This is a genomic window from Delftia tsuruhatensis NBRC 16741 (assembly GCF_001571325.1).
GTDB lineage: Bacteria > Pseudomonadota > Gammaproteobacteria > Burkholderiales > Burkholderiaceae_C > Comamonas > Comamonas tsuruhatensis.
Genome location: NZ_BCTO01000019.1, coordinates 1 through 26113 on the forward strand (window position 1 = coordinate 1; position 26113 = coordinate 26113).

The window sequence follows — 26113 nt, forward strand, 5'->3', positions numbered from 1 at the left end:
CCCCGCCGGATTCTCGATTGACCGTGAATGCGAGCTCAAGGCCGCCGACGAATCCAAGGCCGTGGTGCGCTACGGACGCCACCCGCTGGACATCGCCGAGGTGCAGCAGCACATCGAGCACGGGAAACTGCCCACGTGCGTCGCCATGACCTGGGACGACCGCGTGAGCTTCGTGCTGACCCATGGCCTGCAGCTGCGCAAGGTTGCGATGCTGGATGTCGTGACCGAATCCAAGGATGGCGATGGCGGTTTCGATGCCGACGTGGCGATCACGACGGGCGAGCTGTCGAAGCTCATCCCCGCCCTGATTGAAGCGCTGGGCGGCGAGGGTCGAACAGGCGTGGGGCAAGCCCTGCCGGCATCGCTCGCTGCGTCGTCCGAGCCAGCCGCGCACTATGAGGCGGACAGCCCGGACCCGATTTATCAGCAGGCGGCGGGACTGGTGCACCAGCACCTCAAACCGTCGATCTCCTTTTTGCAGAGGCACCTGCGCATCGGCTACAACCGCGCGGCCCGTCTGCTGGAGCGCATGGAGAAGGAGGGCGTGGTTTCCGCGCAGGACGCTGATGGCCGTCGGTCTGTTCTCCCAGGACAAGGACATGGCGTGAAAGCCGTTGGAGCTCCTGGCCTGCAGGCAGGTGATGTGCCGTTCTGACATGGCCACCGCCTCCGAAAAGGTCTGCACCACCTGCAGAGAGCCCTGGCCCGCCCACGTGGGCTTCTTCCGCGCCCTGGTCAAAAGCCCCGACGGGCTGGCCGACCAGTGCAACGCCTGCGTGTGTGACAAGTACCGCCGCTATCGCATCCGCAACCCCTCCCGCCCGCGCGCCACCGATGTGCTCGCCAGCATCTGGATGCGGCCGGCGGCCCCAGCCTCAACAGCATGAACCAAGACACAGAACACCAGCCCACGCGCGCCGAGCGCGATCTGCCAGCCGCGCGCCGCGCCGCCGAACGTGCCCGCGCCATCTGGTGGGAAGAGCAGAAGCCCACGCACTGCTTCGGCTGTGGCGCCGAACTGCCCGAAGACCACAACCGCGGCGATGCCCTGCCCTGCGGCCACTGATCACCCCGTCCAAGAAAGGAACCCCTGACATGACCGACTACCAGAACCTGCTGGCCCAGAAAGCCGCCCTCGAAGCCCAGATCGCCCAAGCCCAGGCCGAAGCCAAGGCGAAGGCTGTGACCGAAGCCCGCGCGCTGATCGCAGAGCACGGCCTGACCGCTGCCGATGTCTTCCCGCCCTCCAAGACAAAAGGCAGCGGGGGCACCCCGAAGTACCGCGACCCCGCCACCGGTGCGACCTGGACAGGCCGGGGCAAGCCGCCGAACTGGATCGTGGGCAAGGACCGCGCTCCGTTCCTGATCGCCACCCAGTAGAGGCATGAGCACAGCGCATGGGCGCTGTCCTGATACCTCCCCTCCCCCTTCCAAAGCCTGCCCGGGTAATGCCGCCAGGCTTTTTTCGTTTCTGGAGTCCCATGAACACCATCGAGTTCGGCGACTGCCGAGACACCATGCGCGCCTGGGCGGTCCAGGGCGTCCGCGCCCAGATGTGCGTCACCTCGCCGCCCTACTTCGGCCTGCGCGACTACGGCCATGCCGGCCAGCTGGGCCTGGAGCAGACGCCGGAGCAGTACATCGCGGCCATGGTCGAGGTGTTCCGCTGCGTGCGCGACGTGCTCGCAGACGACGGCACGCTGTGGCTCAACATCGGGGACAGCTATGCCAGCGGTGGCGGCACGGGCGCTCAAGGCGCGCGCGGTCAGCGCTTCGGCCGGCGGCACACGCAGGTGACCCTGGCCGACCAGCGCAAATGGCCTGATCAGGGCATCAAGCCCAAAGACCTCATCGGCATCCCCTGGATGCTGGCCTTCGCGCTCCGGGCCGATGGGTGGTATCTGCGCCAGGACATCATCTGGCACAAGCCGAACCCGATGCCGGAGAGCGTGACGGACCGCTGCACGAAGGCGCATGAGTACCTGTTCCTGCTGTCCAAGGGGCCGCGCTACTTCTTCGACAACGAGGCTGTCAGGGAGGTATCCGCGTGCCCGCGCGGGCCAGGCAACGTGAGGCCTCTCCTGCATCTGCCAGGAGAGCGGGTGAGCGGCACCAACGCCAATGTTCGGGGCTCGCTGCATGAGATTGGCCCGCGCGAGATGCGCAACCGGCGCAGCGTGTGGTCCGTGGCCACCCGGCCATACAAGGGCGCCCACTTCGCCACGTTCCCGCCCGCGCTCATCGAGCCCTGCATTCGCGCCGGCAGCCGGCCAGGTGATGTCGTGCTGGACCCATTCATGGGTAGCGGCACCACGGCCGCCGTCGCGCTACAGCTCGGCCGCCAGTACCTGGGCTGCGAGCTGAATCCCGACTACGAGCCCCTGCAGCGCGAGCGCATCGAGGCCTCTGCTGCACCGCCGCCCACGGCCAGGCCCCAGCGCCGCGCCACACGACCACCCGAACCAGAGCCCGCACAACGCGGGCTTTTTTGATCCCGAAGCCCTCCCGGTATGCCGCGAGGGCTTTCCTGTTTCTGCATCCCGTGAATTCCAAACCAATCCAGGCCGTGTGCCCGCTGCTGCAGCGCGCAGGCCACGTCATCAACACCACTGCCACCTGGTGGCGCATCCCCAAGGAAGTCTCATGACAGCAACGAACCAACAGCCCGTGGCTGAGATCTGCTCAGCAAGCCACGACGACGCGCAGTTCGGCGAGCGCGCGATCAAGCCTCTGTGCGACATCAGCGGCTTTGAGTACGGAACGCCGCTCTACGCCGGGGCAGCTCCTGCCGCTGTGGCGCCCCAGGGCGAGGAGTGGCGCAGGCCGACGACCTACCTGAAGCGATTTGGTGACGCGATCGCTCTGCTGTGCCACGGCCGGCGCCCTGAAGACCAGGTGCTCTCGAGCTGGCTGGACGGGACCAGCGACGTTCTACAGCAGTTCGCCGTTGATAACGGCCCGGCCTGGGCTCAAGGAATCGGGTTGATCGACGCGGCAACCATCGCTGCAGATCAGCCGACCGAGGGCGTTGCTCACGAGATGCGCGCCGCTGCAGCGCCCGCCCTGGAAGCGCCTGCAGCCCCAGAGTCCGCGCCCTGGTGCCCGGATGTGTGCCCGATCACAGGCCGCCCCTTCTTCATGTGGATCACGCATCACGAAACTGGCGTGAAAGTGCCGACCTATGGCGGCCCGTTCGATAGCTACACGCTGCCGGTCAAGGGTTCGGATGGGTCTTTCGAGTGCGAGCGCTACGACCACGACCGTGGGGGCTGGCTGACGGATGAAATCCAGGACGTGGGCCTGACGCTGGTGGACGATCAGTCGTTCATCGTTGCGCCAGACCATCCTCGCTACACCGAGGTCGAGGAATTCGCCAATGGCGCGGCTACTCTCGCCGCCGCGAAGCCCGGCAGCATGATCGCCGTTCCGTTTGACCTGATCGCCTCGGCATGCAGTGCCATCGACAAGAAGCGCGATGCTCCGAAGACCCTTGCAGAGCTGCGCCGGTACACAACCGGCGACCTGTCCCGCGCCCTGGAAGCGCCCCAGGGCGAATACCCGCACGAGCAAATGGATGCCATGGCGCTCGCTCGCTACAAAGTCGTGCCCTCTCACGCAAGCATGCTTTGGAGCCACGCGGTAGTTGCAGGAGACGGCGCGCAGCAGCTCTATGTCGGCCGAGAGGTCGAGTGCCAGAACATGGCGCGCAAGTTTGCAGGGGCGTTCCTTGATGGCGCCTTTGCATTCCACTCGATGGCTGCCGCGCCCACCGCCCCCCAGGCCCCAGCACAGGAAGCGCCTGCAGCCCCGACCTTGGTTGGAGACGAGCAGGCGGATTCGTATTTGGCCGAGCCCGGCCGTCTCGCGACCTTGGCGCGTAGCCACCCTGCAGGCCTTGTTCGCGCCCTGGCTCGTGCCGCGCTGGCAGCAGCGCCCCAGGCACCTGCTGCGCAGGTCATCGAGAACCTACTGCAGCTGGCCCGCATCGTGAACACGGCAGTGGAGGACTGGGGCGAGACGAAGGAAGACGACTCTCTGGAGGTCATCTTCCACAAGGAAGAGGCCGACAAGCTGGAAGAGATCCTCGAATTCTTCGACAGCCTTCCCGACGCACCAGAGTCCGAAGGCGTGATTCTGAGCGGACCGTCCCGGGCGGCGCGTGTGCTACGTGCACAGGCAGCACCTGCTGCGCCTGCAGTGGACGTGGAGACGATCGAGGACGCCGCCCGCTTCCGCGCGATCGTGGATGCTGCTCTCACCGATGACGAGGCATTCGATCTCGCGCTGCGACAGTACCCCGAACTTGGAGACGACGCGACCATCGATGACGTGCGCGCCATGTTCGACGCCGCCCGCGCAGCTGTCGCAGCCCAGGCCAAGGAAGGCGGTGATGCATGAGCGCGCTCGAAATCAGGGTGGGCCGCACCTATCGCGGCAAGCGCCCTGGCAACGCTGGCGGTCTTGTGAACGACCGCACGGTCATCTGGCAGAGTGCGTTCGACGGCTCGGTGCAGTACGACGGGCCAGCCGTGCGCGATGGCGCGCGCTACCCCAAAGCCAGCCTCGCCGACTTCCAGAAGTGGGCCGAGCGCGACGTGACCGACGAACTGCCCGAAGGCGAGTACGCGGCATGGCCTCTGCCCCGTGTCGCAGCCCAGGCAGCAGCCAAGGGGGAACACGATGAGTAAAGCCAACGCATGCAGCGCAACGCTGCCCGGGACGATCTGTCGCAATGGTTTCGTGCAGATCCTCTCTTGCAAAGGCCTGGGCGATGCCATCACCGCCTGCTCCAACTGCGGGCATTCGGACCATGTACCCATGTGCATGCGCGATGAAGTCCTGCCCGAACACCTGTTCGATGAGCGCGGCATGCCCCGCCTCGCCGAGGCACAGCGCCCCACTGGGCACAAGGAGAGCACATGACCTTGCTTGAAATTCTGGCGCAGTACATGACGAAATGGCCCGCAGGCTTTGGCCGGGTGATCCAGGACGAATCCGGGGCTGTCCTGGCGTGCGCTGGCTTTGGAGAACGCTACCCACTCCTGCAACTCCCGGTGATTGCCACCGACCGCGCAACTGCCGTGGCCACCGAGGCCAAGTGGCTTGCACAGCGCGCCCAGGCGCAGCAGAAAGGACCGGCATAGCCATGCCCAGCAAGAAGCCCGAGCACTGGCGCGACAAGCGCGCGCCGCTCCCCGACAACGACGAACCACCCACCTGGCCCGCACCCGCGGGCCTTTTTCATTGAGGACGCCCATGTCCAAGAGCATCACTCTGAACTTTGCACCTGCCGTGCTCGGCCGCGAGCATGCCGCAGCCTACGTGGCGCTGAGCGTCAGTTCCTTCGAACAACTGGTGCGTGAGCGCCAGATACCCCAGCCACGCCAGTTGTCTGCCAGGCGCGTGGGCTGGCTGCGCGCGGAACTCGATGACTGGTCCGCCCGGCGGCCAGCGTCTGAGCTGCTGCCACCAGAGAACACCGGCGCCCCTAAGCCCCGATGAACTCCTCCAACTTCGCATCGAGCGCTGCCAGCCATTGGCGGCGCTCTGCGTCGTACCTGTAGAGGTTGTAGTCGCCGGCCACGCCAGGGAGGACGTGGCCAAGGATCGCCTCTCCAACCTCATGCGGACAGCCCATCGACGCAAGGATGGTGCGCCCCGTCCGCCGAAGATCATGCGGTGACCAATGCGTCACGGTCAGCCGCGCCCGCTTGTGCTCGGGCTTCGTCTTGCTGTAGGGCTGCAGATAATGCACCTTGGTCTGCATGTAGGCCTGGGTCTGCCCTTTCAGCACACCATCGCGCCCGATGCTCGGGAACAGCCATTGCCCCTCATTCGCCAGCAGACGTCGCACGATCTGCTCGGCCCGACCGAACAAAGGCACACGCAGGTCATGCGCGACCTCAACGTGTCGAATCTTCATTGCCTCCTTGGGCACGGTCCACCAAAGCACACCCCCCTCTTCCGACAATTGCTTCTTCTGCATCTGGCAGATCTCCCCGCCGCGCGTGCATGTCCACAGCTGCAGCGTCAGGAAATCCTGAACCTGCTGGCTGAACATCGACAGCTCGCCACCGATCAGCGTCTTGATTTCCGCACCGCTCAGCACACGCTTGCTGGTGCCCTTGTGCTTGCCATCGCGCACCGCGCCTTTGCTGCGTAGCTTGTGGGAAGTGCGTTCCGCCCACCAATTCGGCAGGCCATCCGGGATCTTCCCCGACTCCAACCCTACGCGCCACGCGGCCGCCATCTCCGTCTTCACGGACTTGGCCAGCACGGGCCGGTCAGCCAGGCCTTCAATGACGTCGTACACGAAAGAGCGCCCCACCTCGGCCACGGATGTCGATTCGCGTCCCGATATCGCGTTGCGCAGCCGCTGCTCTATGTTGCGGGCGCCCTTGGCCTCACGATTGACCCTGAGATACCGTGCGGCATAGTCGTCAACCAGCATGCTCAGTGTGTAAACCTGTGCAACCGGTTGCGCCACTGCCTTGCGCGCCAGCTTGCGCTCGTCAGCAGGATCCCGCCCCTGCTCACGCAAGTCCCGTGCTGCCTGCCATTCGGCTGCGGCCTGAGCAGGAGACATGGCCGGCCACTGCCCAAGCTTGACCTGCTTGAGCTTTGCCGAATCCGCCAAGCTTCTGTAACGATAGGTCCATGATTTCGTACTGGCCGATGCCTCGAGCCTCAGGCCCGGACAACCTTGTACGACAATGTGTTCGCCCTGCTTTAGGGCCTTGGCTGCACGCGCGTCAAAGAACATCTGAAGCTATACCTTGAGTGCCGTAAAAACCTACACAAAACCTATACCGAGCGGTGAAGTGTAGACGAGTCCAGGCAAGTGCAGATGAAGCACAAAGGTAAGCGCACGAATGGAATAAATCATTTGCCGACAACCTCTTGCGCGGCAACCCGGAGATAAATCAAAGGCTTATGAGAGATTCACAGGCAATGAACATCATCATTCTTGACGACTACCAGGACGCCGTACGCAAGCTGGACTGTGCGCGGCTGCTGGAGCCGTTCAACGCCAAGGTCTTCACCAATACCGTCAAGGGTGTGGGCCAGCTGTCGGTGCGGTTGCGCGATGCGGACATCATCGTGCTGATCCGCGAACGCACGCAGATCAGCCGGCAGTTGCTGGAAAAACTCCCGCGCCTGAAGCTGATCGCGCAGACCGGCAAGGCCGGCGCCCATATCGATGTGCAGGCCTGCACCGACCAGGGCGTTGCGATTGCCGAGGGCGTGGGCTCACCCATCGCACCGGCCGAGCTGACCTGGTCGCTGATCATGGCGGCAACGCGGCGGCTGCCGCAGTACATCGCCAACCTCAAGCACGGCGCATGGCAGCAATCGGGGTTCAAGGCGGCGTCCATGCCCGCCAATTTCGGGCTAGGCAGCGTGCTGCACGGGCGCACGCTGGGCATCTGGGGGTATGGCCGCATTGGCAGGCTGGTGGGCCACTATGGCCATGCCTTCGGCATGAAGGTTCTGGTCTGGGGCAGCGAGTCCTCGCGCCAGAAGGCACAGGCCGACGGCTTTTCGGCCGCCGCTTCGCGCGAGGATTTCTTTGCCGAATCCGATGTGCTGTCCATGCATCTTCGCCTGCATGAGGCCACACGCGGCATCGTCACCGCCCAGGATCTGGCGCGCATGAGACCCACAGCCCTGTTCGTGAACACCTCGCGCGCCGAACTGGTGGAGGCCGATGCACTGCTGGGCGCGCTCAACCGTGGCCGCCCCGGCCTGGCGGCCGTGGATGTCTTCGAGAGCGAGCCCATTCTCCAGGGCCACGCACTGCTGCGGCTGGAGAACTGCATCTGCACGCCGCACATCGGCTATGTGGAGCAAGACAGCTATGAGCTGTATTTCCGCGCCGCCTTCGACAATGTGGTGAACTTCGCTGCAGGCCAGCCCAGCAACATCCTCAATCCCGAGGTGTTCTCAGGCCCGGCACGCGCAGGCTGAAGGCCGGGTCAGGCGGGCACCTCTCACCCTTCACCCGCCTACCCGATCACGGATCAACGCCCCCCGCCCTGTACAGCATCGCCGCGTGCGGCACTCGCCCGGTGGGCCAGTTCGTCGGCCACGGCCTCGTAGACGGCTTGGCGCACCACCGACTCCACCTCTTCGCGCAGGCGCACGACGATGGATCGCGTCTGCTGCTGCACCACCGTGGCGATGGCATCGCGCAGGCGCTGGTCCAGCACCAGGTCCACGCGCTGCATGAGGCGATGGACCAGATACTCCTCGGTGACCTGCTGCGCGTGGCTGTCCCAGATGGACTCCATGGTGGGCAATGCACAGGCGGGTGATGCCCCAGGTGCTCCAGGTGCCGCAGATGCCGGATCCGGCTCGACCCCTTGCGTGGCAGCGTCGGCCTGCACCACCGGCGCGGCAGGAATAACGTCCTCGATCGGTGCGGCCGGGGCCACCTCTGGCACATCGGCCGGTTCGGCAACTTCGGCCACTTCGAGCAGACGGCTCTCCTGGGCCAGCTGCATTTCCACGGACGGCGCACTGGGCGGCAGATAGTCGGAATGCACGGGCTGCACTGCAGGCCGCGGGCCCTGTCCAGGCGGCGCAGGCTCGGCGACCATGGACCGCTGGGGTTGCAGATCCAGGGGCAGCGGCGGCAGGGACGCGGGCATGGAAACCAGGCCGCGGCGTGGCGCAAGCATGCCTTCGCTCGCCCAGGAATCGGTCTCGCCGCTGTGCGGCAGTTCGGACGCAGCGACAGCAGGCGGTTCTGCCACCGGCGACTGCACTGCATCGACCGGCACGACATCGGTGAGCGTGGGAACAAAGCGTGGCGGGGTTTTGGAGGGAGCACTCATGGCTTACTCCTTGAGGACCAGGTCATGGCGCTTGATGGAGATCCCCTGCGCCACGTAATGCTTCCAGCGCTGCCGGGCCAGATGCCGGTCTTCCTCATCGGTGGCAGACACCACTTCAACGACACGCGCAAAGCGCTCGAATCCTTCTGGCACATCGCCGCCCAGATTGACCAGCATGTCGTGGTGCGGCGCGCTGTCCAGCCGCTCCAGCAGCACAATGGGCGAGAAGGCCACAATGCCGGCCCCATCGCCTTCGACGGCGTGGGCAAGGAAATCGGTGGGCGAGACACTCCAGAGCCTGGGCGACAAGGTCTTGAGCGACGCGGAAGATCCCAGCACCACCAGTTGCGTGCGATGCCGCAGTGCCTTGCGCGCAAGACGGCACACATAGGCCAGCTTGTCGGGCGCGTTGAAATGGAACGCCACTTCAGTCAAGCGACGCTCCTTTCGCGCAGGCCCGTGCGGATGGGGACGATGCCATCAGGCCTGCTCCGGCTGGACTGCTGCGGCTGCCTTGCGGCGGCTGGCAGAGCCGGCCTTGGGCGCCGCAACCGACTTGGGCGCGCCGGCCCTGGATGGCGCCTTGCCGGCATCGACGCTGGCCAGCAGGTAGTGCAGCAGCAGGCCCACGGGGCGGCCCGTGCCGCCCTTGGCGGCGCCGCTCTTCCAGGCCGTGCCGGCGATGTCCAGATGAGCCCAGGGAATGTCTCCCACGAAGCGCTGCAGGAACTTGGCCGCCGTGACCGCACCACCTGCGCGGCCTGCCACATTGCCCATGTCGGCGAAATTGCTCTTGAGGCCTTCGCCATACTCCTCGTCCAGCGGCATGCGCCAGCACGGGTCGAGCGCGGCATCGCCCGCCTGCTCCAGCGCACGGGCCAGCTCGTCGCTGGGCGAGAACATGCCGCTGCGCAGCCCGCCCAGGGCGATGACGCAGGCACCGGTCAGCGTGGCGATGTCCACCATGGCGCGGGGCTTGAAGCGGGCGGCGTAGGTCAGCGCATCGCAGAGCACGAGGCGGCCTTCGGCATCGGTGTTGAGGATTTCTATGGTCTGGCCACTCATGCTGGTGACCACGTCGCCCGGCTTGACGGCTGCGCCTCCGGGCATGTTCTCGGAGGCCGGAATGAGCCCGACCACGTTGATGGCCGGCTGCAGCTGGGCCAGCGCCTGGAACACGCCCAGCACGCTGGCGGCACCGCCCATGTCGAACTTCATCTCGTCCATTTCGGCGGCAGGCTTGAGCGAGATGCCGCCGGTATCGAAGGTAATGCCCTTGCCCACCAGCACCACGGGCGCGGCGCCCTTGGCGCCGCCGTTGTAGTGCAGCTCGATGAAGCGCAGCGGCTGCTCCGACCCCTGGGCCACGGCCATGAAGGCGCCCATGCCGAGCTTGGCGACTTCGGCGGGGCCGTGGATCTTGCAGCTGATGCCGGGCAGCTTGGCCAGGGCACGGGCTGCGTCGGCCAGCAGCATGGGAGTGGCGTGGTTGGCCGGGCGATTGGCCCATTCGCGCGCCAGGGCCATGCCTTCGGCCTGGGCCACGGCGATCTTGAAAGCGGCGGCGATGCCGCCCTTGTCCCCGCCCTTGTCCCCGCTCTTGTCGCCGGACTTGCCGGACGCGGCACTGGCGCCCGTCGCCGCGATCACCAGCTTCTTGAGCGCCACAGGCTTGGCCTGGGGCTTGGTGTGGGTATAGCTGTAGCAGGCATCGGCCGCGGCCACCACCGCTGCTGCAACAGCGCCACCCGTGGCCTCGAAGCCGAAGCACAGCACGGCCTTGCCAACGCCGCTTGCCTTGAGGGCCGAGCCTGCGCCTGCCACCGCCTGGCGCACGTCGCGGGCCGAGCCGCTGCCCGCGCCCAGCAGCACGACGCGGCGGGCGGCCACGGCCGGCAGGCCGTACAGTGCCAACTGCTTGCCGGCTGCCGTTTCGAAATCTCCGGCCTTGACCGCGTGAGCGACCAGGGTGGACAGCGCGTCGCTGCCCGTGGCCGTGGCTTCGGTCACCAGCACCAACAACAGGTCACACTTTTCACGTACTGCAGCGGCAGTCGTCAACGGCTTCAGTTCAAAGTTCATAATCGGCGTTTTCCTTTCAGCCAATGTTATTCGATTCATCCATACGCAAAGAGCTGGCCCGCAGCTTCGGTGCCACGGTCGTGGTGCTGATCACGGTCGTCATGACCATGATGCTGATCCGCACGTTGGGTCAGGCTTACAAGGGCAATGTCAGCCCTTCCGACGTTCTGCTGGTCATGGGATATACGGTGCTTGGCCAGTTGCCCACCATCCTGGGCCTGGGACTTTTCGTGGCCGTGGTCGGCTCGCTGTCGCGCATGTACCGCGACAGCGAGATGGTGATCTGGTTCGCCGCAGGCCAGGGACTGGCCAGCCTGCTGCGCCCGCTGCTGCGCTTTGCCTGGCCGGTACTGGCCGTGATCGCCGTGCTGGGCCTGGGCATCCTGCCCTGGGCCAATCAGCAGATCGAGCAGATCAAGACCCAGTTCGAGCAGCGCAGCGACATCGACCGCATCGCTCCCGGTGAGTTCCAGGAGTCTGCCGGCGGCTCGCGCGTGTTCTTCATCGACAAGGACGTGCCCAGCGCCACCGCTGCCAACAATGTGTTCATCGTGGCCAATGAGCGCGGGCGCGAGTCCGTGACCTCGGCGCGCGGGGCGCGGCTGGAAGTGGTCAAGGGCGAACGCATGGCCGTGCTGACCGACGGCCAGCGCATGGAGACGCAGACCAGCGACGGCTCGGTGAAGATCAGCGAGTTCAAGGAATACGGCACGCAGCTCGGCAGCGGCAACAATCTGGCCGCCGCCGAGGAAATGGCCGCGCGCAGCACGTACACGCATGAGCTGCTGCCGCGCACCGAACCCATCTACCGCGCCGAACTGGGCTGGCGCATAGGCCTGCCTCTGGCGGCGCTGAATTTCGTGATCCTGGGCCTGGCCGTGGCCAGCGTGAACCCGCGTGCCGGTGGCAGCGGCAGCCTCATGCTCGCGCTGTTCGCCTTCATCGTGTACTACAACCTCATGACGCTGGGCGAGAACTGGGTGGCCTCGGGCAAGCTGAGCATGCCCGCCATGACGGCCTTGCTGCACGGCGGCACGTTGCTGCTGGCGCTGCTGGTGCTGCTGGTGCGGCACAGGCGCTGGTCGCCGCGCGATCTGTGGCGCAGGCCCTGCAAGCCGACTGCCCTGGACGACGCGAAGGCGGTGCCATGATGAGAGTTCTGAGAAACCTGCTGTACCGCGACATCATCGCGGCCGTCGGCTATGTGACGCTGGCCTTCCTGGCGCTGTTCTTCTTCTTCGATCTGGTCGATGAGTTGCGATGGGTCGGGCGCGGCGGCGACAACGGCTACAAGATCACGCACGCGCTGCTTTTCGTGGTGCTGCGCATTCCCAGCCACCTGTACGAGCTGATGCCCATCACCGTGCTGATCGGCACCATCTACGTGATGGCGCGCTTTGCCCAGAGTTCGGAATTCACCATCATGCGCACCAGCGGCATGGGCCCCTGGCTGGCGCTGCGCACGCTGATGGTGCTGGGCCTGGGCTTTGTGCTGGTCACCTTCGGCACCGGCGACTACCTGGCACCTGCGGCCGAGAACGCGGGCCAGAACATACGCGCCATCCACCTGGCCCAGCTGTCACGCGGGGCCACGGGTGCCTGGCTCAAGGAGCGCCAGGGCGATCATTCCATTGCCATCAACGTGCGTGCCATTCGCGGGCCGGGCGATTTCTCGAATGTGCGCATCTTCGACTTTGACGGCCAGGGCCGCATCTCTGCCCAGATCCATGCGGAATCGGCGCAGGTGAGCGAAGACGGAGAATCCTGGATGCTCCAGGGCGTGCAGGCCAGCCGCCTGACGGCCAAGCCCGACGGCGGCATGGTGCTGCAGCGCGAGAAAGAAGACAGCATGAACTGGAAGACGGGCATCAGCGCCGAGATGGTCTCGGCCGCTTTGCTCAAGCCCGATCGCATGTCCACCATCTCGCTGTTCCAGTATGTGCGCCACCTGGAAGCCAACGGCCAGGCTGCGCAGAAGTACGAGATCGAGTTCTGGCGCAAGGTCTTCTACCCGATGAGCTGCCTGGTGATGGTGGTGCTGGCCCTGCCTTTCGCCTACCTGCATTTCCGCTCGGGCGGCATCGCGGCCTATGTGTTCGGCGGCGTCATGGCCGGCATCAGCTTCTTCCTGCTGAACAACGTGTTCGGCTACATCGGCACGCTGCAGACCTGGTCGCCCTGGCTGACCGCTGCGGCGCCGGGCCTGCTCTACAGCCTTCTTTCATTGACGGCCTTCACCTGGCTGGTGCTGCGCCGCTAGGACCGTTGCCGTGCAAAACGAGACAACATCTGCCGGCAGGACCGGACTGATCCTGCTGGCACACGGCTCGCGCGACGCCTTGTGGCGCCAACCCATCGAGGCCGTGCTGAAGGCCGTTCAGCAGACGCATCCCCAATCCCTGGCCGCCTGCGCCTACCTGGAGGCCTGCGCGCCCGACCTGCCCACTGCCGCGCGCGGGCTGGTCGAGGCCGGCGCCACGCACATCACCGTGCTGCCCCTGTTCCTTGGCACGGGCAAGCATGCGCGCGAGGACATCCCGAAGCTGGTGCAGGAGATAAGCGATACCCATCCGCAGGTGGCCGTGGACCTGCAGCCGGCCGTGGGCGAGCATCCGCGTGTCACGGCCCTGCTGGCAGAACTGGCACTGGTGGCCACGGAGCCCCGTGGCGCACCGGGAAGCTGAAATAACGAATCGCTTCTTTATATAAATGCAGCATAATGGCGCGCAGCACCCTGCTGTCACCGCCATGAACCTGCACCAATTCCGATTCGTCCAAGAAGCGGCGCGCCGCAACCTCAACCTCACCGAGGCGGCCAAGGCCCTGCATACCTCGCAGCCCGGCGTCTCCAAGGCCATCATCGAGCTGGAGGAAGAGCTGGGCATCGACATCTTTGCGCGCCACGGCAAGCGCCTCAAGCGCATCACCGAACCCGGCCTGGAGGTGCTCAAGAGCATCGAGCTCATCATGCGCGAGATCGGAAATCTCAAGCGCATCGGCGAGCAGTACAGCGCCCAGGACAGCGGCACGCTGTCGATTGCCACCACCCACACACAGGCCCGTTACGTGCTTCCGCCTGCCGTGGCACGGCTGCGCGACCTGTATCCCAAGGTCACGATCAGCCTGCACCAGGCCACTCCGGCAGAGGTGGCGCGCATGGTCATCGACGAGGTGGCCGACATCGGCATGGCCACCGAATCCCTGGCCGACTACCCCGATCTCGTCACCCTGCCCTGCTACGAATGGCAGCACGTGCTGGTCATGCCCACAGGCCACCCGCTGGCGCAGAAAGAGCGCATCACGCTGGACGACATCGCCCACGAATCGCTGATCACCTACCACCCTTCGTTCACGGGTCGCGGCAAGATCGACCAGGCCTTTGCCACGCGCCGCCTGCGTCCGCGCATCGTGCTGGAGGCCATTGACTCCGACGTGATCAAGACCTATGTGCGCCTGGGCCTGGGCATCGGCATCGTGGCCGAAATGGCCATGCGCGACGACCCGGTCAATGACCTGGTCGTGCGCCCCATGGGCCACCTGTTCGGCCAGAGCGTGGCACGCGTGGCCATCAAGCGCGGCGCCTACCTGCGCAATTTCGTCTACCGATTCGCCGAACTGCTCAGCGACCGCCTGACGCGCGATCTCATCATGCGCGCCATGAACGGCCACGTGCACGACTACGAACTCTGATCCTCCGCCCCACCGGACCTGCAGTGCGGGTCCGCTCCCGCTGTCCGCTGTTTCCGCCATGACTTCTGCCACGCCCCGCACGCCCGCCTTCCCCAGCCGCCTGCCCCATGTGGGCACGACCATCTTCACCACCATGTCGGCCCTGGCCGCCGAGCACCAAGCGGTGAACCTGGGCCAGGGCTTTCCCGATTTCGGCTGCGACCCCAGGCTGGTCGATGCCGTCACGGCCGCCATGCAGGCCGGCCACAACCAGTACCCGCCCATGCCCGGCCTGCCCCAGCTGCGCCAGGCCATGGCCGACAAGATGCAGGCGCTGTACGGCCGCAGCTACGATGCGGGCACCGAGATCACGGTCACGGCCGGCGCCACGCAGGCCATCCTCACCGCCATCCTGGCCACCGTGCATGCTGGCGACGAGGTCATCGTGCTCGACCCCTGCTACGACAGCTACGTGCCCAACATCGAGCTGGCCGGCGGCGTGCCCGTGCGCGTACCGTTGACGCCGGGCAGCTTCAAGCCCGACTTCGCCAAAATTGCCGCCGCCATCACGCCGCGCACCCGGCTTTTGATCATCAACAGCCCGCACAACCCCAGCGCCACCATCTGGAGCGATGCCGAGATGCTGCAGCTGCAGGAGCTGCTGGCGCCCACCGACGTGCTGCTGATCAGCGACGAGGTCTACGAGCACATGGTCTACGACGGCCGCCAGCACCAGAGCGCCGCGCGCTTTGCCGGCCTGGCGGCGCGCGCCTTCATCGTCTCCAGCTTCGGCAAGACCTACCATGTCACGGGCTGGAAGGTGGGCACCGTCGCCGCGCCGGCCGCACTCACGGCCGAGTTCCGCAAGGTCCACCAGTTCAACGTCTTCACCGTCAACACGCCCATGCAGGCGGGCTTGGCCAGCTACATGGCCGACCCCGCGCCCTATCTTCAGCTGCCCGCCTTCTACCAGGCCAAGCGCGACCTGTTCCGCCAGGGCCTGGAAGGCTCGCGCCTGCGCCTGCTGCCCACGGCGGGAACCTACTTCGTCTGCGCCGACATCTCGGCCGTGTCGGACCTGGACGAAGCCGCGTTCTGCCAGTGGCTGGTCAAGGAACACGGCGTGGCCGCCATCCCGCTGTCGGCCTTCTATGGCGACGGCTTCGACCAGCGCGTGGTGCGCTTTTGCTTTGCCAAGCAGGACAGCACGCTGCGCGCGGCACTGGATCGGCTGCGCAAACTCTGAGGTTTGTGGGCGAGCGGGCCTGCAGCCCCGGATAATGAGAAGCATTCTCGAATCCAGCTGCGGGCCTTTTGTTCCGCTCACCCATGCCCTCCTCCTCCCAGCGCTACACCACCGCGCAGCTCGACGCCATGCGCCAGCGCCACGGTTTCAGCGTGCGCTTTCTCTCTGCCGTCTCCGAAAGCGATTGCATCTTCGAGGGGCAGGTGCAGGAGCACCAGCTGCCCTCGGGCCTGCAAATGGTCAGCTCCGACATCCGCATCGACCACGGCTATGAATCCACATCCGAGCACCCGCGGCGCTTCACCGCCGTGGTCCTGCTGGACGGCCAGGCCGAGCTGCAGTTGCCGGGCGCCCGCCGTGCACTGAGCGTGACGCGCCATGCGGCGGCGGCATTCTCGTGCGGCGACACCGAGATTCTCAAGGCCACCCATGCCGCAGGCCAGACGGTGCGCGGCTTCAACCTGTCCATCGAGGCGCCCGAGGCCTGCGCCGATGCCGAACTGGCCGAGCTGCTGCACCAGGCCCTGCGGCAACCCGGCCCGCCGCTGCATGCCTGGTCGCTGCCCGAGCACCTGGCCGTCTCGCTGCGCCAGCTGCTCGATGGCGTCTGGAGCGGCAGCCTGGCCCGGCTGCACCGCGAAGGCATTGCGCTGCAGCTGCTGGCCTGCGCACTGCAGGCACATGCGCAGCCGCGGCCTGCGCCCTTGCCGCGCATCCATCCCCGGGACAGGCGCGGCCTGGAGCGCGTACGCGAGTGCATGGATGCAGCGCCGGGCCAGGCGCACAGCCTGGACGACCTGGCGCGCCTGGCCTGCATGAGCCCGACCACGCTGCGCGAGAAATTCCAGGCCGCCTACGGCCAGACCGTGTTCGGCTGGCTGCGCGAGCGCCGCATGCAGCTGGCGCGCGAGCGGCTGGCACAGGGCTGGAGCGTGCAGGAAGCGGCCGACTGCGTGGGCTTTCAGCACGCCAGCAATTTCGCCACGGCCTTTCGCCAGCGCTTCGGCCACGCGCCCAGCCAAGGCAGCCTGCGTCGCAAACCATAGGTCTGGCGTCGCCGGGAACAGGCGGCGGCGGCGCACATTTCCCACAATCCGGGCTCACGCCCAGGACCATGGAAATGATGAGCATTCGCATTCAAAACCCCGCCCCGCGACACCCCAAAGGCGCGCGGACCCCGCTGTCCCTGCTGATCTGCGCCCTTTGTGCAGCCCCTGCGCCAGCAGTCTGGGCCGCCGACGAGGACAGGCCCCCTGCCAGGAAAGGCGACACCGAACTGGGCACCGTCACCGTGCGCGCCGCCGCCGATGCCGGCACCACCGAAGGCACGGCGCGCTACACCAGCGGCGCCACAGGCACGGCCACGGGCCTGCAACTGTCGGCGCGTGAAACTCCGCAGTCGGTCAGCGTGATCACGCGCCAGCTCATGGACGATGCAGGCCAGCTCACGGTCTCGCAGACGCTGGAGGCCTCCGCCCCCGGCCTGTCGGTCAGCCGCAGCGACAGCAACCGCTACCAGTTTTCCTCGCGCGGCTTTGGCGTCAGCAACTTCCAGTTCGACGGTCTGGCCTCGCCCATCAACAGCCTGTGGAACTTCGGCGCCACCGACATGGACACGGCCTTCTACGACCGCGTGGAAATCGTGCGCGGCGCCACGGGCCTGCTCAATGGCTCGGGCGATCCGTCGGCCACGGTGAACTTCGTGCGCAAGCAGCCGCGCGAGACGGCGGGGGGCCATGCATCGCTGACGCTGGGCCGCTGGAACCTGCGCCGCGCCGAGGCCGATCTGTCCCTGCCGCTGGACCGCGAAGGCCGCGTGCATGGCCGCGTCGTGGCTGTGCAATCGGACAGCGACAGCTACGTCAGCCACTTCGGCCAGCGCAGGCAGGGCCTGTACGCCGTGGTCAGCGCGGCCCTGACGCCCGCCACCCGGCTCGTCACCAGCCTCGAATACCAGAAGAACACCAGTCCCGGCATGGGCGCCGGCTTTCCGCTGTTCCATGCGGACGGCAGCCGCACGGCCTTCGACCGCTCGGTGTCCAACAACACGCGCTGGTCGCATTTCGGCACAGAGAACACCACGGCCACGCTGGACCTGACGCACCGGCTGGACAACCGCTGGCTGCTGCGCGCCGCCTACAGCCGCAACGACGGCAACTACGACATGCGCTACGTCTACCGGGGCGGCGCGCCGGACGCCAGCACCGGCCTGGGCATGGCCAACTCCTTCATCAAGTACCGGGGCGACCGCTCGCGCGACAGCCTGCACCTCACGGCCAGCGGCCCGGTCGCGCTGTTCGGGCGCCAGCACGAGATTGCCGTGGGCTGGAACCATGTGCGCGACGACATCGACATCCGCCGCTACGCACCGCTGGGCACGCCGCTTGCCACGGACAACTTCCTCGACTGGCGCAACGGCAGCCTGGCCGAGCCCGGCTGGTCCGACGTCTCCAACGGCGGCGACGACAGCCGCATGCGCCAAAGCGGCGGCTATGCCGTGGGGCGCCTGTCGCTGGCCGATGGCTGGACGGCCGTGGCCGGTGCCCGGCTGAGCCGCTGGTCCACGCGCCAGAACTACTTCGGCAGCCTGCGCGACTACCGCTACAGCAACGAAATCACGCCCTACGCCGGCCTGCTGTGGGACATCGATGCCCGGCACACGGCCTACCTGAGCTACACGGAAATCTTCACACCCCAGAACTACCGCGACAAGCAAGGCAGCATCCTGGACCCCGTCACCGGCCAGGCCTTCGAGCTGGGCCTCAAGGGCTCCTGGCTGCAGGACCGGCTGCAGGGTTCTGCCGCGCTGTTCCAGACCCGCCAGGACAACCTGGCGCAGGACACGGGCGAATTCATCGACGGCACCACGGACCAGAAGGCCTACCGGCGAGTCAAGGGCGCCCAGGTGCGCGGCATCGACCTGGAACTCAGCGGCGAGCCGGCCCGGGGCTGGCGCATGGGCGCCAGCTACACGCACTACACGGCACGCAGCGCCAGCGGCGCCGCCTTCAACACCACGCACCCGCGCAGCCTGGTCAAGCTCACGGCCATGCGCAGCTTCGAGGGTGCGCTGCAAGGCCTGAGCCTGGGCGGCAACCTGCGCTGGCAAAGCCGCATCTGGCAGAACGTGACCAACCCGCTGCGCCAGAGCGTGCAGGTAGGCCAGGGCAGCTACCTGGTGGTCAACCTCTCGGCCCACTACCGCCTCGACCCCACCTGGTCGGCCAGCGTGCAGCTCAACAACCTGCTGGACCGCCAGTACTACAGCCAGATCGGCTTCTACAACCAGGGCTGGTGGGGCGAGCCGCGCAACCTGACGGTGAGCCTGAAGGCGGATTTCTGAGCTGCATCGGCATTGGCGTCGACATGGACATCGGCAATGCCCGCCCCACCCCGGCGCCGTAACGGGCGCCGGCCCATGCCATGGGGCGCATCGTGCACGTCCACGCAGGCGCCGCAAAGCCGCATGTTCGCGGGCAGTTGCACGGCAGCGCCGGAGGCGGATTCAGCAGCGGTGCGGTCCTTGCCACAGGCGAGTCCAGGAGCCTTGCGCCGTGATGGCAGGCGCAATGACGGGCGCATGTCAACGCAATCCTTCTCATTTGCCGAGCAAGGCCGGACAGGTCATTCGCCCGCCGCATGACGTCCTGCCAAAACATTGATTGACGTCAAGACAGCCACCGCCCAGCATTGGCCCGCCTGAAAAATCCGCCGCTGGCCCCAGCCGCTGCGCCACCAGAACATCGACAAGGAGACATCCCCCATGCCCCGTACCCTTTCACGCAAGCAATTCCTGCGCGCGGCCGCGCTGCTTGGCGCCACTACGCTGCTGCCCCTGCCCCAGGCCTGGGCGGATGCCTATCCCACCCGGCCGGTCAAGCTGGTCGTGCCCTTCGCCCCTGGCGGCAATACCGATGTGCTGGCGCGCATGGTGGCGCAGGGCCTGTCCGAATCGCTGGGCCAGCCCGTGATCGTGGAAAACATCTCCGGCGCCAACGGCTCCATCGGCGCCAGCCGCGTGGCTTCGGCGGCCAATGATGGCTATACCCTGCTGTTCGGCACGGCCGGCACCCAGGCCATCAACCAGAGCCTGTACAAGAACCTGAGCGAGAAGAACCTGGGCGATTTCGAATACGTGGCCCTGGTCACCACCATCCCCAACGTGCTGGTGGTCAACGAGGCGCGCACGCCCGCCAGGACGGTGAAGGACCTGGTGGCACGCGCCGCCGCGCAAAAGACCGGCATGAGCTATGGCTCGCCGGGCAGCGGCTCCACGGTCCACCTGTCGGGCGAGCTGTTCAAGAGCGCCACCCAGCTGGACATGGTGCATGTGCCCTACAAGGGCAGCGCGCCGGCCCTGACCGACCTGCTGGGCGGCCAGATCGATTTCATCTTCGAGAACGTGACGCCCGCCCTGCCCTTCGTGCAGTCGGGCAAGCTCAAGGCCCTGGCCGTGACCTCGGAGCAGCGCCTGCCCGCCCTGCCCGATGTGCCGACCATGAAGGAAAGCGGCTACCCCGCCTTCGTGACCGGCACCTGGAACGGCGTGCTGGCGCCCAAGGGCACGCCGGCAGCCATCGTCAAGCGGCTGGAGGATGCCACGCTCAAGGTGGCGGGCCATGCCGACTTCAAGTCCAAGGTGACGGCGCTGGGCGGCGAAGTGCGCCTGCTGGACTCCAAGGCCTTCCGCGAATTCACGCGGGCCGAGTACCAGCGCTGGAATGCCATCGTTCAGACGGCGAAGCTGGAGCGGCAATAACGCCGGCTCCGGTCTCCGCCTCCGGCGCCCGCTGGCGGCGGGCCCAGAACGTCTCGTTCGCCCAGCGCGGCTCCAGCGCATAGTAGTGCTCGTGATGGCTGCGGTACGCGGCGCGTATCGACCGGATCCACGCATCCCAGGCAGGCAACGCACCGGCGTCGCCCGCCAGGCTGCGGCGCACGGCCAGGGCGGCCTCGCTGCCGGTGACCAGGCTGTTGAGCAGGCCCTGCGATGCCAGCGGATCGAAGGACAGGCAGGCATCGCCCACGGCCAGCCAATCCTGCCCGCTGGCTGCATCCAGCCATTGCTCGTGGGCGGCGGCCACCCGCAACGGCTCCAGCACCTGGCTGCCCACGCTGCGCGCGCCCACCAGGGCCGTGCGATCGGCCATGTCCAGCAGATCCGCCGTGCTGCGCAGGCGGCGGGCTTCGGGCAGGTCGATATCGGTCTGCCAGGCAATCACGCAACTGCCATCAGGCAGATCGGCGCTGTACCACCAGCCTTCGGCATCCGACTCGATCATGGTGGTGCCTGCATGCTCATGCGATGGCGGCTCCACCCAGGCGTGAAAACAGACCAGGCGGCCGTCGCGGCGGACCTCGGCACCCGCCTGCCGGGCCACCCGGGCCGCGCGGCCCGTGGCATCGACCACGATGCGGCAGGACAGCTCCAACGGGCCGTGCGCCGGGTCGCCCTGCGCCCTATCGATCAGGCAGCGCCAGCGCATGGGCGCGCCCGGTGGCTGGCGCTGCAGGCTGCGCAGCGTGGCGGGCACCAGGCAGGGCACGCCACGGCTGCGCGCAGCCTCCAGCAGCATGGCGTCGAAGCGCTTGCGGTCCAGGTGCCAGCCCGCGCCATGCGGGTCGAACAGTGCGTCCTGAAAGATGACCTCGGAGCTTCCCCACAGTGACCGCCGCGACCAGGCAGGACGGTGGCCCTGTGCCGCGAACGCATCCCACACGCCCAGGTCGGACAGAATCACCCGGGCCGCAGCGGGCAGGGTTTCGCCAATGGCCCGCCCTGCCTGCACGGCGCGTCCTACCAGCGCCACGCGGCAATGCCCTGCCAGTTGCGCGGCAACGGCCGCGCCCGCCGGTCCCGCGCCCACGACGAGCACATCCAGTTCATCCGGCAGCGGCGCGGTGGCCATGGCATGCGCAGACATAGACATGGCCGCCATTCAGCGCGGCAGCACCGGGCCGCGCTGCGTCAGGGCGCGCAGCTGCTCTTCGTTGTCTGCGTCGAAGGGCTCGATGCGGGGAGGCGCTTCCTGCCCGGCCGGTTGCACGGCAGTCTTGAGCATGTGCGACGGCGCCGGGGCGATGCGGTTTTCCACCTGCATCACCGGCGGGAAGTCCTTGTCGCCACGCGGGCCCGGCCGATTCTCGATGACGCCCATGTCACCGAAGTGGCTGATCATGCGGTTGATCTCGCTCTCATAGCCTCCCTCGCCCAGGGTGCGGAACCACGACTCGCGCCGGTTGAAGGCGGCGACACGCTGCTCGCGCGGCAGTTCGGTATCGATGACCTTTTCATAGGCCTCCTGCGTCAGCACCTGGTTGGGCACGCGGGCCGGCCAGAACGTGGGCAGGTAGGGGTCGTAGCGCGGGCCGTAGCCGGCGTAGTAGCCGCTGCGGCAGCTGGCGGTGTCGGTCTGCCAGGGAACGGCCATCCAGCGCGTGAGGTCACCGGCCACCTGTGCATACAGCGGCCCGCTCTCGGACAGCGCCACGGCGGGGGTGAGCCGCGAGCCGTAGAGCTGCAGCTCGGGCGGGTTCTCGGCCGCCTCGCGGATGCGAAATGGCGCCCGGTACATGCTGGCGTGGCGCATGGGCCAGGTGATCTCGCAACCCGGGTGAAAGGCATCGGCCAGGCAGTCGTCCATGGCGGCATGGTCGAGCATGGTGGGCTGCTCCTGCAGCGGCACATCGGACAGCTGGGCCGGGTACTTCTGGCCGGGCGTCCAGTCGGAGAGAAAGTGGCCTGCGGCCCACAGGTCCAGCATCCTCAGCTGCGTGGCCGTCAGCGCCGCATGCTGGCGCGGCGTGTCGGCCGGCGGCACGGCCATGGCGTCGCCATACAGCCAGGGCCAGGGCTGGGGGGATGCGCCGTCCCGGTCAAAGCGCCGGAAGGCATTGGCCACCTGCTGGCGCAGCTCGGCCCAGGTCGTGCCCGGGCTGTTGAGCCTGGCGATCCACGCCTCGTCATCCGCACTGGCGGCGGCACCCCAGCCGAACTGGGCGGCAAAGCCCTTGTTCGCCCACTGCAGGCTGCTCTGGCGCTGGAGTATGGGCAGGATGTGCCGGCTGAAGGAGACCTGCAGCGGAAACGCAGCCATACCCGAGCGGATGAAAACATCCTCCATCAGGTCCTTCATGGTGCGCACCGACTTCATCTGCGGGCCATAGTTGGGCGGCGCAACCGTGACCCATGCCGCATCCACCGGCACGGAAACGCCGTCCACGACGACCTTCGCGCGCACCGGGCCGTCGGCCACATCGTCATGCCAGCCCTCGTTGTTCGCAAACGTGGTGGCCTTGGAGCCATCCACGGAGGCAGAGACGCCACGGCCTCCCAGCACGAGAAGCTGGCCCGTCTTTTCAATGCGCAATTCGCCCAGATAAACCGGCTTGCCGCAGAAACTACCGCTATCGAATGCCACCGGGGCCGAGCCTTTGGCAATTCGGCGGGCTCCCGGCCGAATTGCCAGGCTTTTCCGGTCCTTCACCTTGGCATTGCGCAAAATCGTGGGATCGGCCGCTGCGGCTTCAGGCACGTCCAGCGCCAATTGAAATTGATACCAGGCAGCCTTGGTATTGGCAAGTTCGACTTCCCATTCGATTTCGTCCTGGTCGGCCGTGAGTTCACGCACCACCTCGCCCGCGGCGTTGTAGCCGTAGATGCGAAAGCGCGCAGCCTGGCGCTTGAGCGCGCCCTGCGCATCACGCAGGCTGCCCGGCGCCATGGGCGGCACATGCATCAGCTCGGGGCCGACATAGTACTCATCCGGGCTATTGCCAATACGCGCCACACCAATTCCCGGGTGTATGGCAGCACGCACAATGGTGGAGTCGATTCCCATTTGTCGCCCTTTCAGTTGCTGAGGCACTGATTGCAACAAACGGTATCAAAAATGCCGAGACAAAGTTAATTATCGGGAATCGACAATCCATAGCAGGGCGCAAATCGATTCATATGAACCCATTTGCGCAAAAGATGCCGAATCGCTATTGATAATGAATTGGCAAGATAAATACCGGTTCACAGCAGCACGATGTCGTACTGCTCCTGTGCCATGGCGGTCTCGGCCTGCAGCGAGATGGGTTTCTTGATGAAGTCGGACAGGCCGGCCAGGTGCTGGCTTTCCTCGTCCAGGAACATCTCGACCACCTTGGGCGAGGCCACGATGCGGAACTCGCGCGGGTTGAACTGGCGCGCCTCGCGCAGGATTTCGCGCAGCACCTCGTAGCAGACGCTGCGCACGGTCTTCACATGGCCCTTGCCCTGGCAGACAGGGCAGGATTCGCACAGCATGTGGGCCAGCGATTCGCGCGTGCGCTTGCGCGTCATCTCCACCAGGCCCAGCTGCGAGAAGCCACCTGCCATGGTCTTGACCCGGTCGCGCCCGAGCTGGCGCTTGAATTCGGACAGCACCTCGGCCTGGTGGTCGTCGCGCACCATGTCGATGAAATCCACGATGATGATGCCGCCCAGGTTGCGCAGGCGCAGCTGGCGCGCGATCTGATGGGCGGCTTCCAGGTTGGTCTTGAAGATGGTGTCGTCGAAGTTGCGCGCGCCCACGTAGCCGCCGGTATTGACGTCCACCGTGGTCAGCGCCTCTGTCTGGTCCACGATCAAGTAGCCGCCCGACTTGAGGTCCACGCGCCGGCCCAGCGCGCGGGCGATTTCCTCGTCGATGGCGAACAGATCGAAGATGGGCCGCTCGCCGCGGTAATGCTGCAGCTTGGGCACGGCCGCCGGCATGTACTCCTGCCCGAAGGTCATGAGCAGGGCGAACTGCTCCTTGGAGTCGATGCGGATGCTCTGGGTGCCTTCGCCCACCAGATCGCGCAGCACGCGCTGCAGCAGGTTCAGGTCCTGGTGCAGCAGCGACATGGGCGGCAGGCGCACCGAGGCCTCCTTGATGCGGCTCCAGGTCTTGCGCAGGTAGCGGATGTCGTCGGCCAGCTCGGCGTCGCTGGAGTCCTCGCCATTGGTGCGCAGGATGAAGCCGCCGCCCCCGCCGGTTTCCTTGGTGCCGACCAGGCCCTGCAGCCGGGCGCGCAGCGCGTCGCGCTCGCCCTGCGGGATTTTCTGCGAGATGCCGATGTGGTCGTCCTGCGGCAGCAGCACCAGCAGGCGTCCCGCAATGCTGATCTGCGTGGACAGGCGCGCGCCCTTGGTGCCGATCGGATCCTTGATGACCTGCACCATGATGGTCTGGCCCTCGAAAACCTGCTTTTCGATGGGCACGACAGGCATGTCCTTGCGCGCGAACATGGGGGCCTCGCCCCCTTCCTGCCGCTGCCAGACATCGGCCACGTGCAGGAAGGCCGCGCGCTCCAGGCCGATGTCGATGAAGGCCGACTGCATGCCCGGCAGCACACGCGAGACCTTGCCCAGGTACACGTTGCCGACCAGGCCGCGCTCCAGCGGGCGCTCCATGTGCAGTTCCTGGACGGCGCCGTTCTCGATGATGGCCACGCGCGTTTCCTGTGGCGACCAATTGATCAGAATGTCTTGCTGCATGCTGTGCCTGTGGTGTGCTTTGTCGTTTGTATTTCTCGGCCGGAGCGGCCCGGCAGACATCTTGCCGTGCCGCGCGCTGCCATCGGCCGTGCGCGCCTGCCTGCACGCCCCTCGGGGCCCAGGTCGGGGAGCTGGCCTACAGCGCCCAGCCCAGCTCGCGCAACAGCGCCGCCGTCTCGAACAGCGGCAGGCCCATGATGCCCGAGTAGCTGCCTTGCAGCCACTGCACATGGGCCGCCGCACGGCCCTGTATGCCATAGGCACCGGCCTTGCCCATGGGCTCGCCCGAGGCCACGTAGGCATCGATCTGCTGAGCGCTCATGGCCGCAAAGCGAACCCGGGAGACCGACAGCGCAGCCAGGCGCCGCGCGCCATGCTGTATGGCCACGGCTGTCAGCACCTCATGCTCTCGGCCGGCAAGCCCCGTCAGCATGCGGCGTGCATTGTCGGCATCGGCGGGCTTGCCCAGAATGCGGCCGTCGAGCGCCACCGTGGTGTCCGAGCAGAGCACGGGAGCGGCAGCCAGCGCACGGCGCGCGTGGCGGGCCACGGCAGCGTCGAGCTTGAGTGCGGTCACGCGCTGCACGTAGTCGCGCGCTGCCTCGCCGGCCAGCTCGGCTTCCATGGCCTCGGCATCTTCGGCGATGTCGCCATCCGCATTGGGCAGCAAAAGCTCATGGGCCACGCCCAGCTGCTCCAGCAGTTGGCGGCGGCGGGGGCTTTGGGAGGCTAGGTAGATGAAGGGCGGCATGATGAAAATGAGAAATGCCT

At 66.7% G+C, this 26113-nt stretch carries 27 protein-coding genes; 19 read left to right on the forward strand and 8 right to left on the reverse strand.

From position 1 onward, the window contains the following. From rdgC to DTS01S_RS08040, 10 genes are all read left to right on the forward strand, one after another. On the forward strand, positions 1-655 hold a 655-nt coding region (rdgC, locus tag DTS01S_RS29445), incomplete at its 5' end, for a recombination-associated protein RdgC (RefSeq protein ID WP_169804691.1). Between the two features lies 1 nt (position 656). After that, positions 657-887 carry a hypothetical protein gene (locus DTS01S_RS08000; protein WP_061287552.1) on the forward strand — a complete coding sequence of 77 codons (231 nt, stop codon included), beginning with the start codon at positions 657-659 and terminating at the stop codon, positions 885-887. Beyond that, on the forward strand, positions 884-1066 hold the full coding sequence (locus tag DTS01S_RS08005) for a hypothetical protein (protein ID WP_061287553.1): 183 nt from the start codon (positions 884-886) through the stop codon (positions 1064-1066). The genes DTS01S_RS08000 and DTS01S_RS08005 overlap by 4 nt, the downstream gene beginning before the upstream one ends. A 29-nt stretch (positions 1067-1095) precedes the next feature. After that, positions 1096-1380 (forward strand): H-NS histone family protein, encoded by a 285-nt coding sequence (locus DTS01S_RS08010; RefSeq protein ID WP_061287554.1) that lies wholly within the window; start codon positions 1096-1098, stop codon positions 1378-1380. Between the two features lie 101 nt (positions 1381-1481). Beyond that, entirely contained in the window at positions 1482-2492 is a 1011-nt protein-coding gene (locus tag DTS01S_RS08015) for a DNA-methyltransferase (protein WP_061287555.1), read from the forward strand. A gap of 151 nt (positions 2493-2643) precedes the next feature. Then, positions 2644-4398, forward strand: a complete 1755-nt coding sequence (locus DTS01S_RS31140; RefSeq protein WP_061287556.1) for a hypothetical protein — start codon at positions 2644-2646, stop codon at positions 4396-4398. After that, positions 4395-4688 (forward strand): hypothetical protein, encoded by a 294-nt coding sequence (locus DTS01S_RS08025; protein ID WP_061287557.1) that lies wholly within the window; start codon positions 4395-4397, stop codon positions 4686-4688. The genes DTS01S_RS31140 and DTS01S_RS08025 overlap by 4 nt, the downstream gene beginning before the upstream one ends. 52 nt (positions 4689-4740) lie before the next feature. Then, positions 4741-4923 (forward strand): hypothetical protein, encoded by a 183-nt coding sequence (locus DTS01S_RS08030; RefSeq protein WP_061287558.1) that lies wholly within the window; start codon positions 4741-4743, stop codon positions 4921-4923. After that, complete coding sequence (locus DTS01S_RS08035) at positions 4920-5144, forward strand: hypothetical protein (RefSeq protein WP_061287559.1); 225 nt, start codon at positions 4920-4922, stop codon at positions 5142-5144. Before DTS01S_RS08030 ends, DTS01S_RS08035 begins: the two co-directional genes overlap by 4 nt. Before the next feature lie 112 nt (positions 5145-5256). After that, positions 5257-5502 carry a helix-turn-helix transcriptional regulator gene (locus DTS01S_RS08040; protein WP_012205378.1) on the forward strand — a complete coding sequence of 82 codons (246 nt, stop codon included), beginning with the start codon at positions 5257-5259 and terminating at the stop codon, positions 5500-5502. Here the strand turns inward: DTS01S_RS08040 and DTS01S_RS08045 are convergent. Beyond that, entirely contained in the window at positions 5489-6763 is a 1275-nt protein-coding gene (locus DTS01S_RS08045; protein ID WP_061287560.1) for a tyrosine-type recombinase/integrase, read from the reverse strand. The two genes, DTS01S_RS08040 and DTS01S_RS08045, sit on opposite strands and share 14 nt — an antisense overlap. Positions 6764-6951: 188 nt before the next feature. On the opposite strand from DTS01S_RS08045, the gene DTS01S_RS08050 reads away from it, so the two are divergent. Then, entirely contained in the window at positions 6952-7968 is a 1017-nt protein-coding gene (locus DTS01S_RS08050; RefSeq protein WP_017406250.1) for a D-2-hydroxyacid dehydrogenase family protein, read from the forward strand. Between the two features lie 53 nt (positions 7969-8021). On the opposite strand, the gene DTS01S_RS08055 is transcribed toward DTS01S_RS08050, so the two are convergent. From DTS01S_RS08055 to DTS01S_RS08065, 3 genes are read right to left on the reverse strand one after another with little or no spacing between them, the layout of a single operon-like run. Further along, entirely contained in the window at positions 8022-8837 is an 816-nt protein-coding gene (locus DTS01S_RS08055) for a hypothetical protein (protein WP_017406251.1), read from the reverse strand. Positions 8838-8840: 3 nt separating this feature from the next. Then, complete coding sequence (locus DTS01S_RS08060) at positions 8841-9272, reverse strand: DNA polymerase III subunit chi (RefSeq protein WP_026062598.1); 432 nt, start codon at positions 9270-9272, stop codon at positions 8841-8843. A 45-nt stretch (positions 9273-9317) separates the two neighbouring features. Then, complete coding sequence (locus DTS01S_RS08065; RefSeq protein ID WP_026062599.1) at positions 9318-10919, reverse strand: leucyl aminopeptidase; 1602 nt, start codon at positions 10917-10919, stop codon at positions 9318-9320. Positions 10920-10942: 23 nt separating this feature from the next. Between DTS01S_RS08065 and lptF the strand changes: the two genes are divergently transcribed. The 8 genes from lptF (at position 10943) to DTS01S_RS08105 (ending at position 20593) form a co-directional block, all read left to right on the forward strand. After that, a complete protein-coding gene (gene lptF / locus DTS01S_RS08070) occupies positions 10943-12070 on the forward strand; it encodes an LPS export ABC transporter permease LptF (protein ID WP_016445883.1) in 1128 nt (375 codons plus the stop codon). Further along, positions 12070-13179 (forward strand): LPS export ABC transporter permease LptG, encoded by a 1110-nt coding sequence (gene lptG, locus DTS01S_RS08075; RefSeq protein WP_017407657.1) that lies wholly within the window; start codon positions 12070-12072, stop codon positions 13177-13179. Before lptF ends, lptG begins: the two co-directional genes overlap by 1 nt. Before the next feature lie 10 nt (positions 13180-13189). Next, entirely contained in the window at positions 13190-13603 is a 414-nt protein-coding gene (locus tag DTS01S_RS08080; protein ID WP_016445881.1) for a sirohydrochlorin chelatase, read from the forward strand. Positions 13604-13667: 64 nt separating this feature from the next. Further along, positions 13668-14609 carry a CysB family HTH-type transcriptional regulator gene (locus DTS01S_RS08085; RefSeq protein WP_016445880.1) on the forward strand — a complete coding sequence of 314 codons (942 nt, stop codon included), beginning with the start codon at positions 13668-13670 and terminating at the stop codon, positions 14607-14609. Between the two features lie 58 nt (positions 14610-14667). Next, the gene (locus DTS01S_RS08090) at positions 14668-15834 is read left to right on the forward strand and encodes a pyridoxal phosphate-dependent aminotransferase (protein ID WP_016453527.1); all 1167 of its coding nucleotides are present in this window, start codon (positions 14668-14670) and stop codon (positions 15832-15834) included. Between the two features lie 83 nt (positions 15835-15917). Beyond that, positions 15918-16880: a helix-turn-helix transcriptional regulator gene (locus tag DTS01S_RS08095; RefSeq protein ID WP_017407655.1), complete on the forward strand. Its 963-nt coding sequence runs from the start codon at positions 15918-15920 to the stop codon at positions 16878-16880. Positions 16881-16957: 77 nt separating this feature from the next. Next, positions 16958-19177, forward strand: coding sequence for a TonB-dependent alcaligin siderophore receptor FauA (fauA, locus tag DTS01S_RS08100; protein ID WP_254787903.1), 2220 nt, complete (start codon positions 16958-16960; stop codon positions 19175-19177). Between the two features lie 420 nt (positions 19178-19597). Then, entirely contained in the window at positions 19598-20593 is a 996-nt protein-coding gene (locus DTS01S_RS08105; protein ID WP_017407653.1) for a Bug family tripartite tricarboxylate transporter substrate binding protein, read from the forward strand. Here the strand turns inward: DTS01S_RS08105 and DTS01S_RS08110 are convergent. The 4 genes from DTS01S_RS08110 to DTS01S_RS08125 all read right to left on the reverse strand — a co-directional run bounded on the left by DTS01S_RS08110 (position 20529) and on the right by DTS01S_RS08125 (position 26093). Beyond that, positions 20529-21764 carry an NAD(P)/FAD-dependent oxidoreductase gene (locus DTS01S_RS08110; protein ID WP_254787905.1) on the reverse strand — a complete coding sequence of 412 codons (1236 nt, stop codon included), beginning with the start codon at positions 21762-21764 and terminating at the stop codon, positions 20529-20531. The two genes, DTS01S_RS08105 and DTS01S_RS08110, sit on opposite strands and share 65 nt — an antisense overlap. Before the next feature lie 9 nt (positions 21765-21773). After that, complete coding sequence (locus tag DTS01S_RS08115; RefSeq protein ID WP_061287561.1) at positions 21774-23675, reverse strand: LodA/GoxA family CTQ-dependent oxidase; 1902 nt, start codon at positions 23673-23675, stop codon at positions 21774-21776. 179 nt (positions 23676-23854) lie between these two features. After that, entirely contained in the window at positions 23855-25342 is a 1488-nt protein-coding gene (rng, locus tag DTS01S_RS08120) for a ribonuclease G (RefSeq protein WP_016453532.1), read from the reverse strand. Positions 25343-25478: 136 nt separating this feature from the next. Continuing rightward, entirely contained in the window at positions 25479-26093 is a 615-nt protein-coding gene (locus DTS01S_RS08125; protein WP_017406836.1) for a Maf family protein, read from the reverse strand. Positions 26094-26113 lie beyond the last annotated feature (20 nt).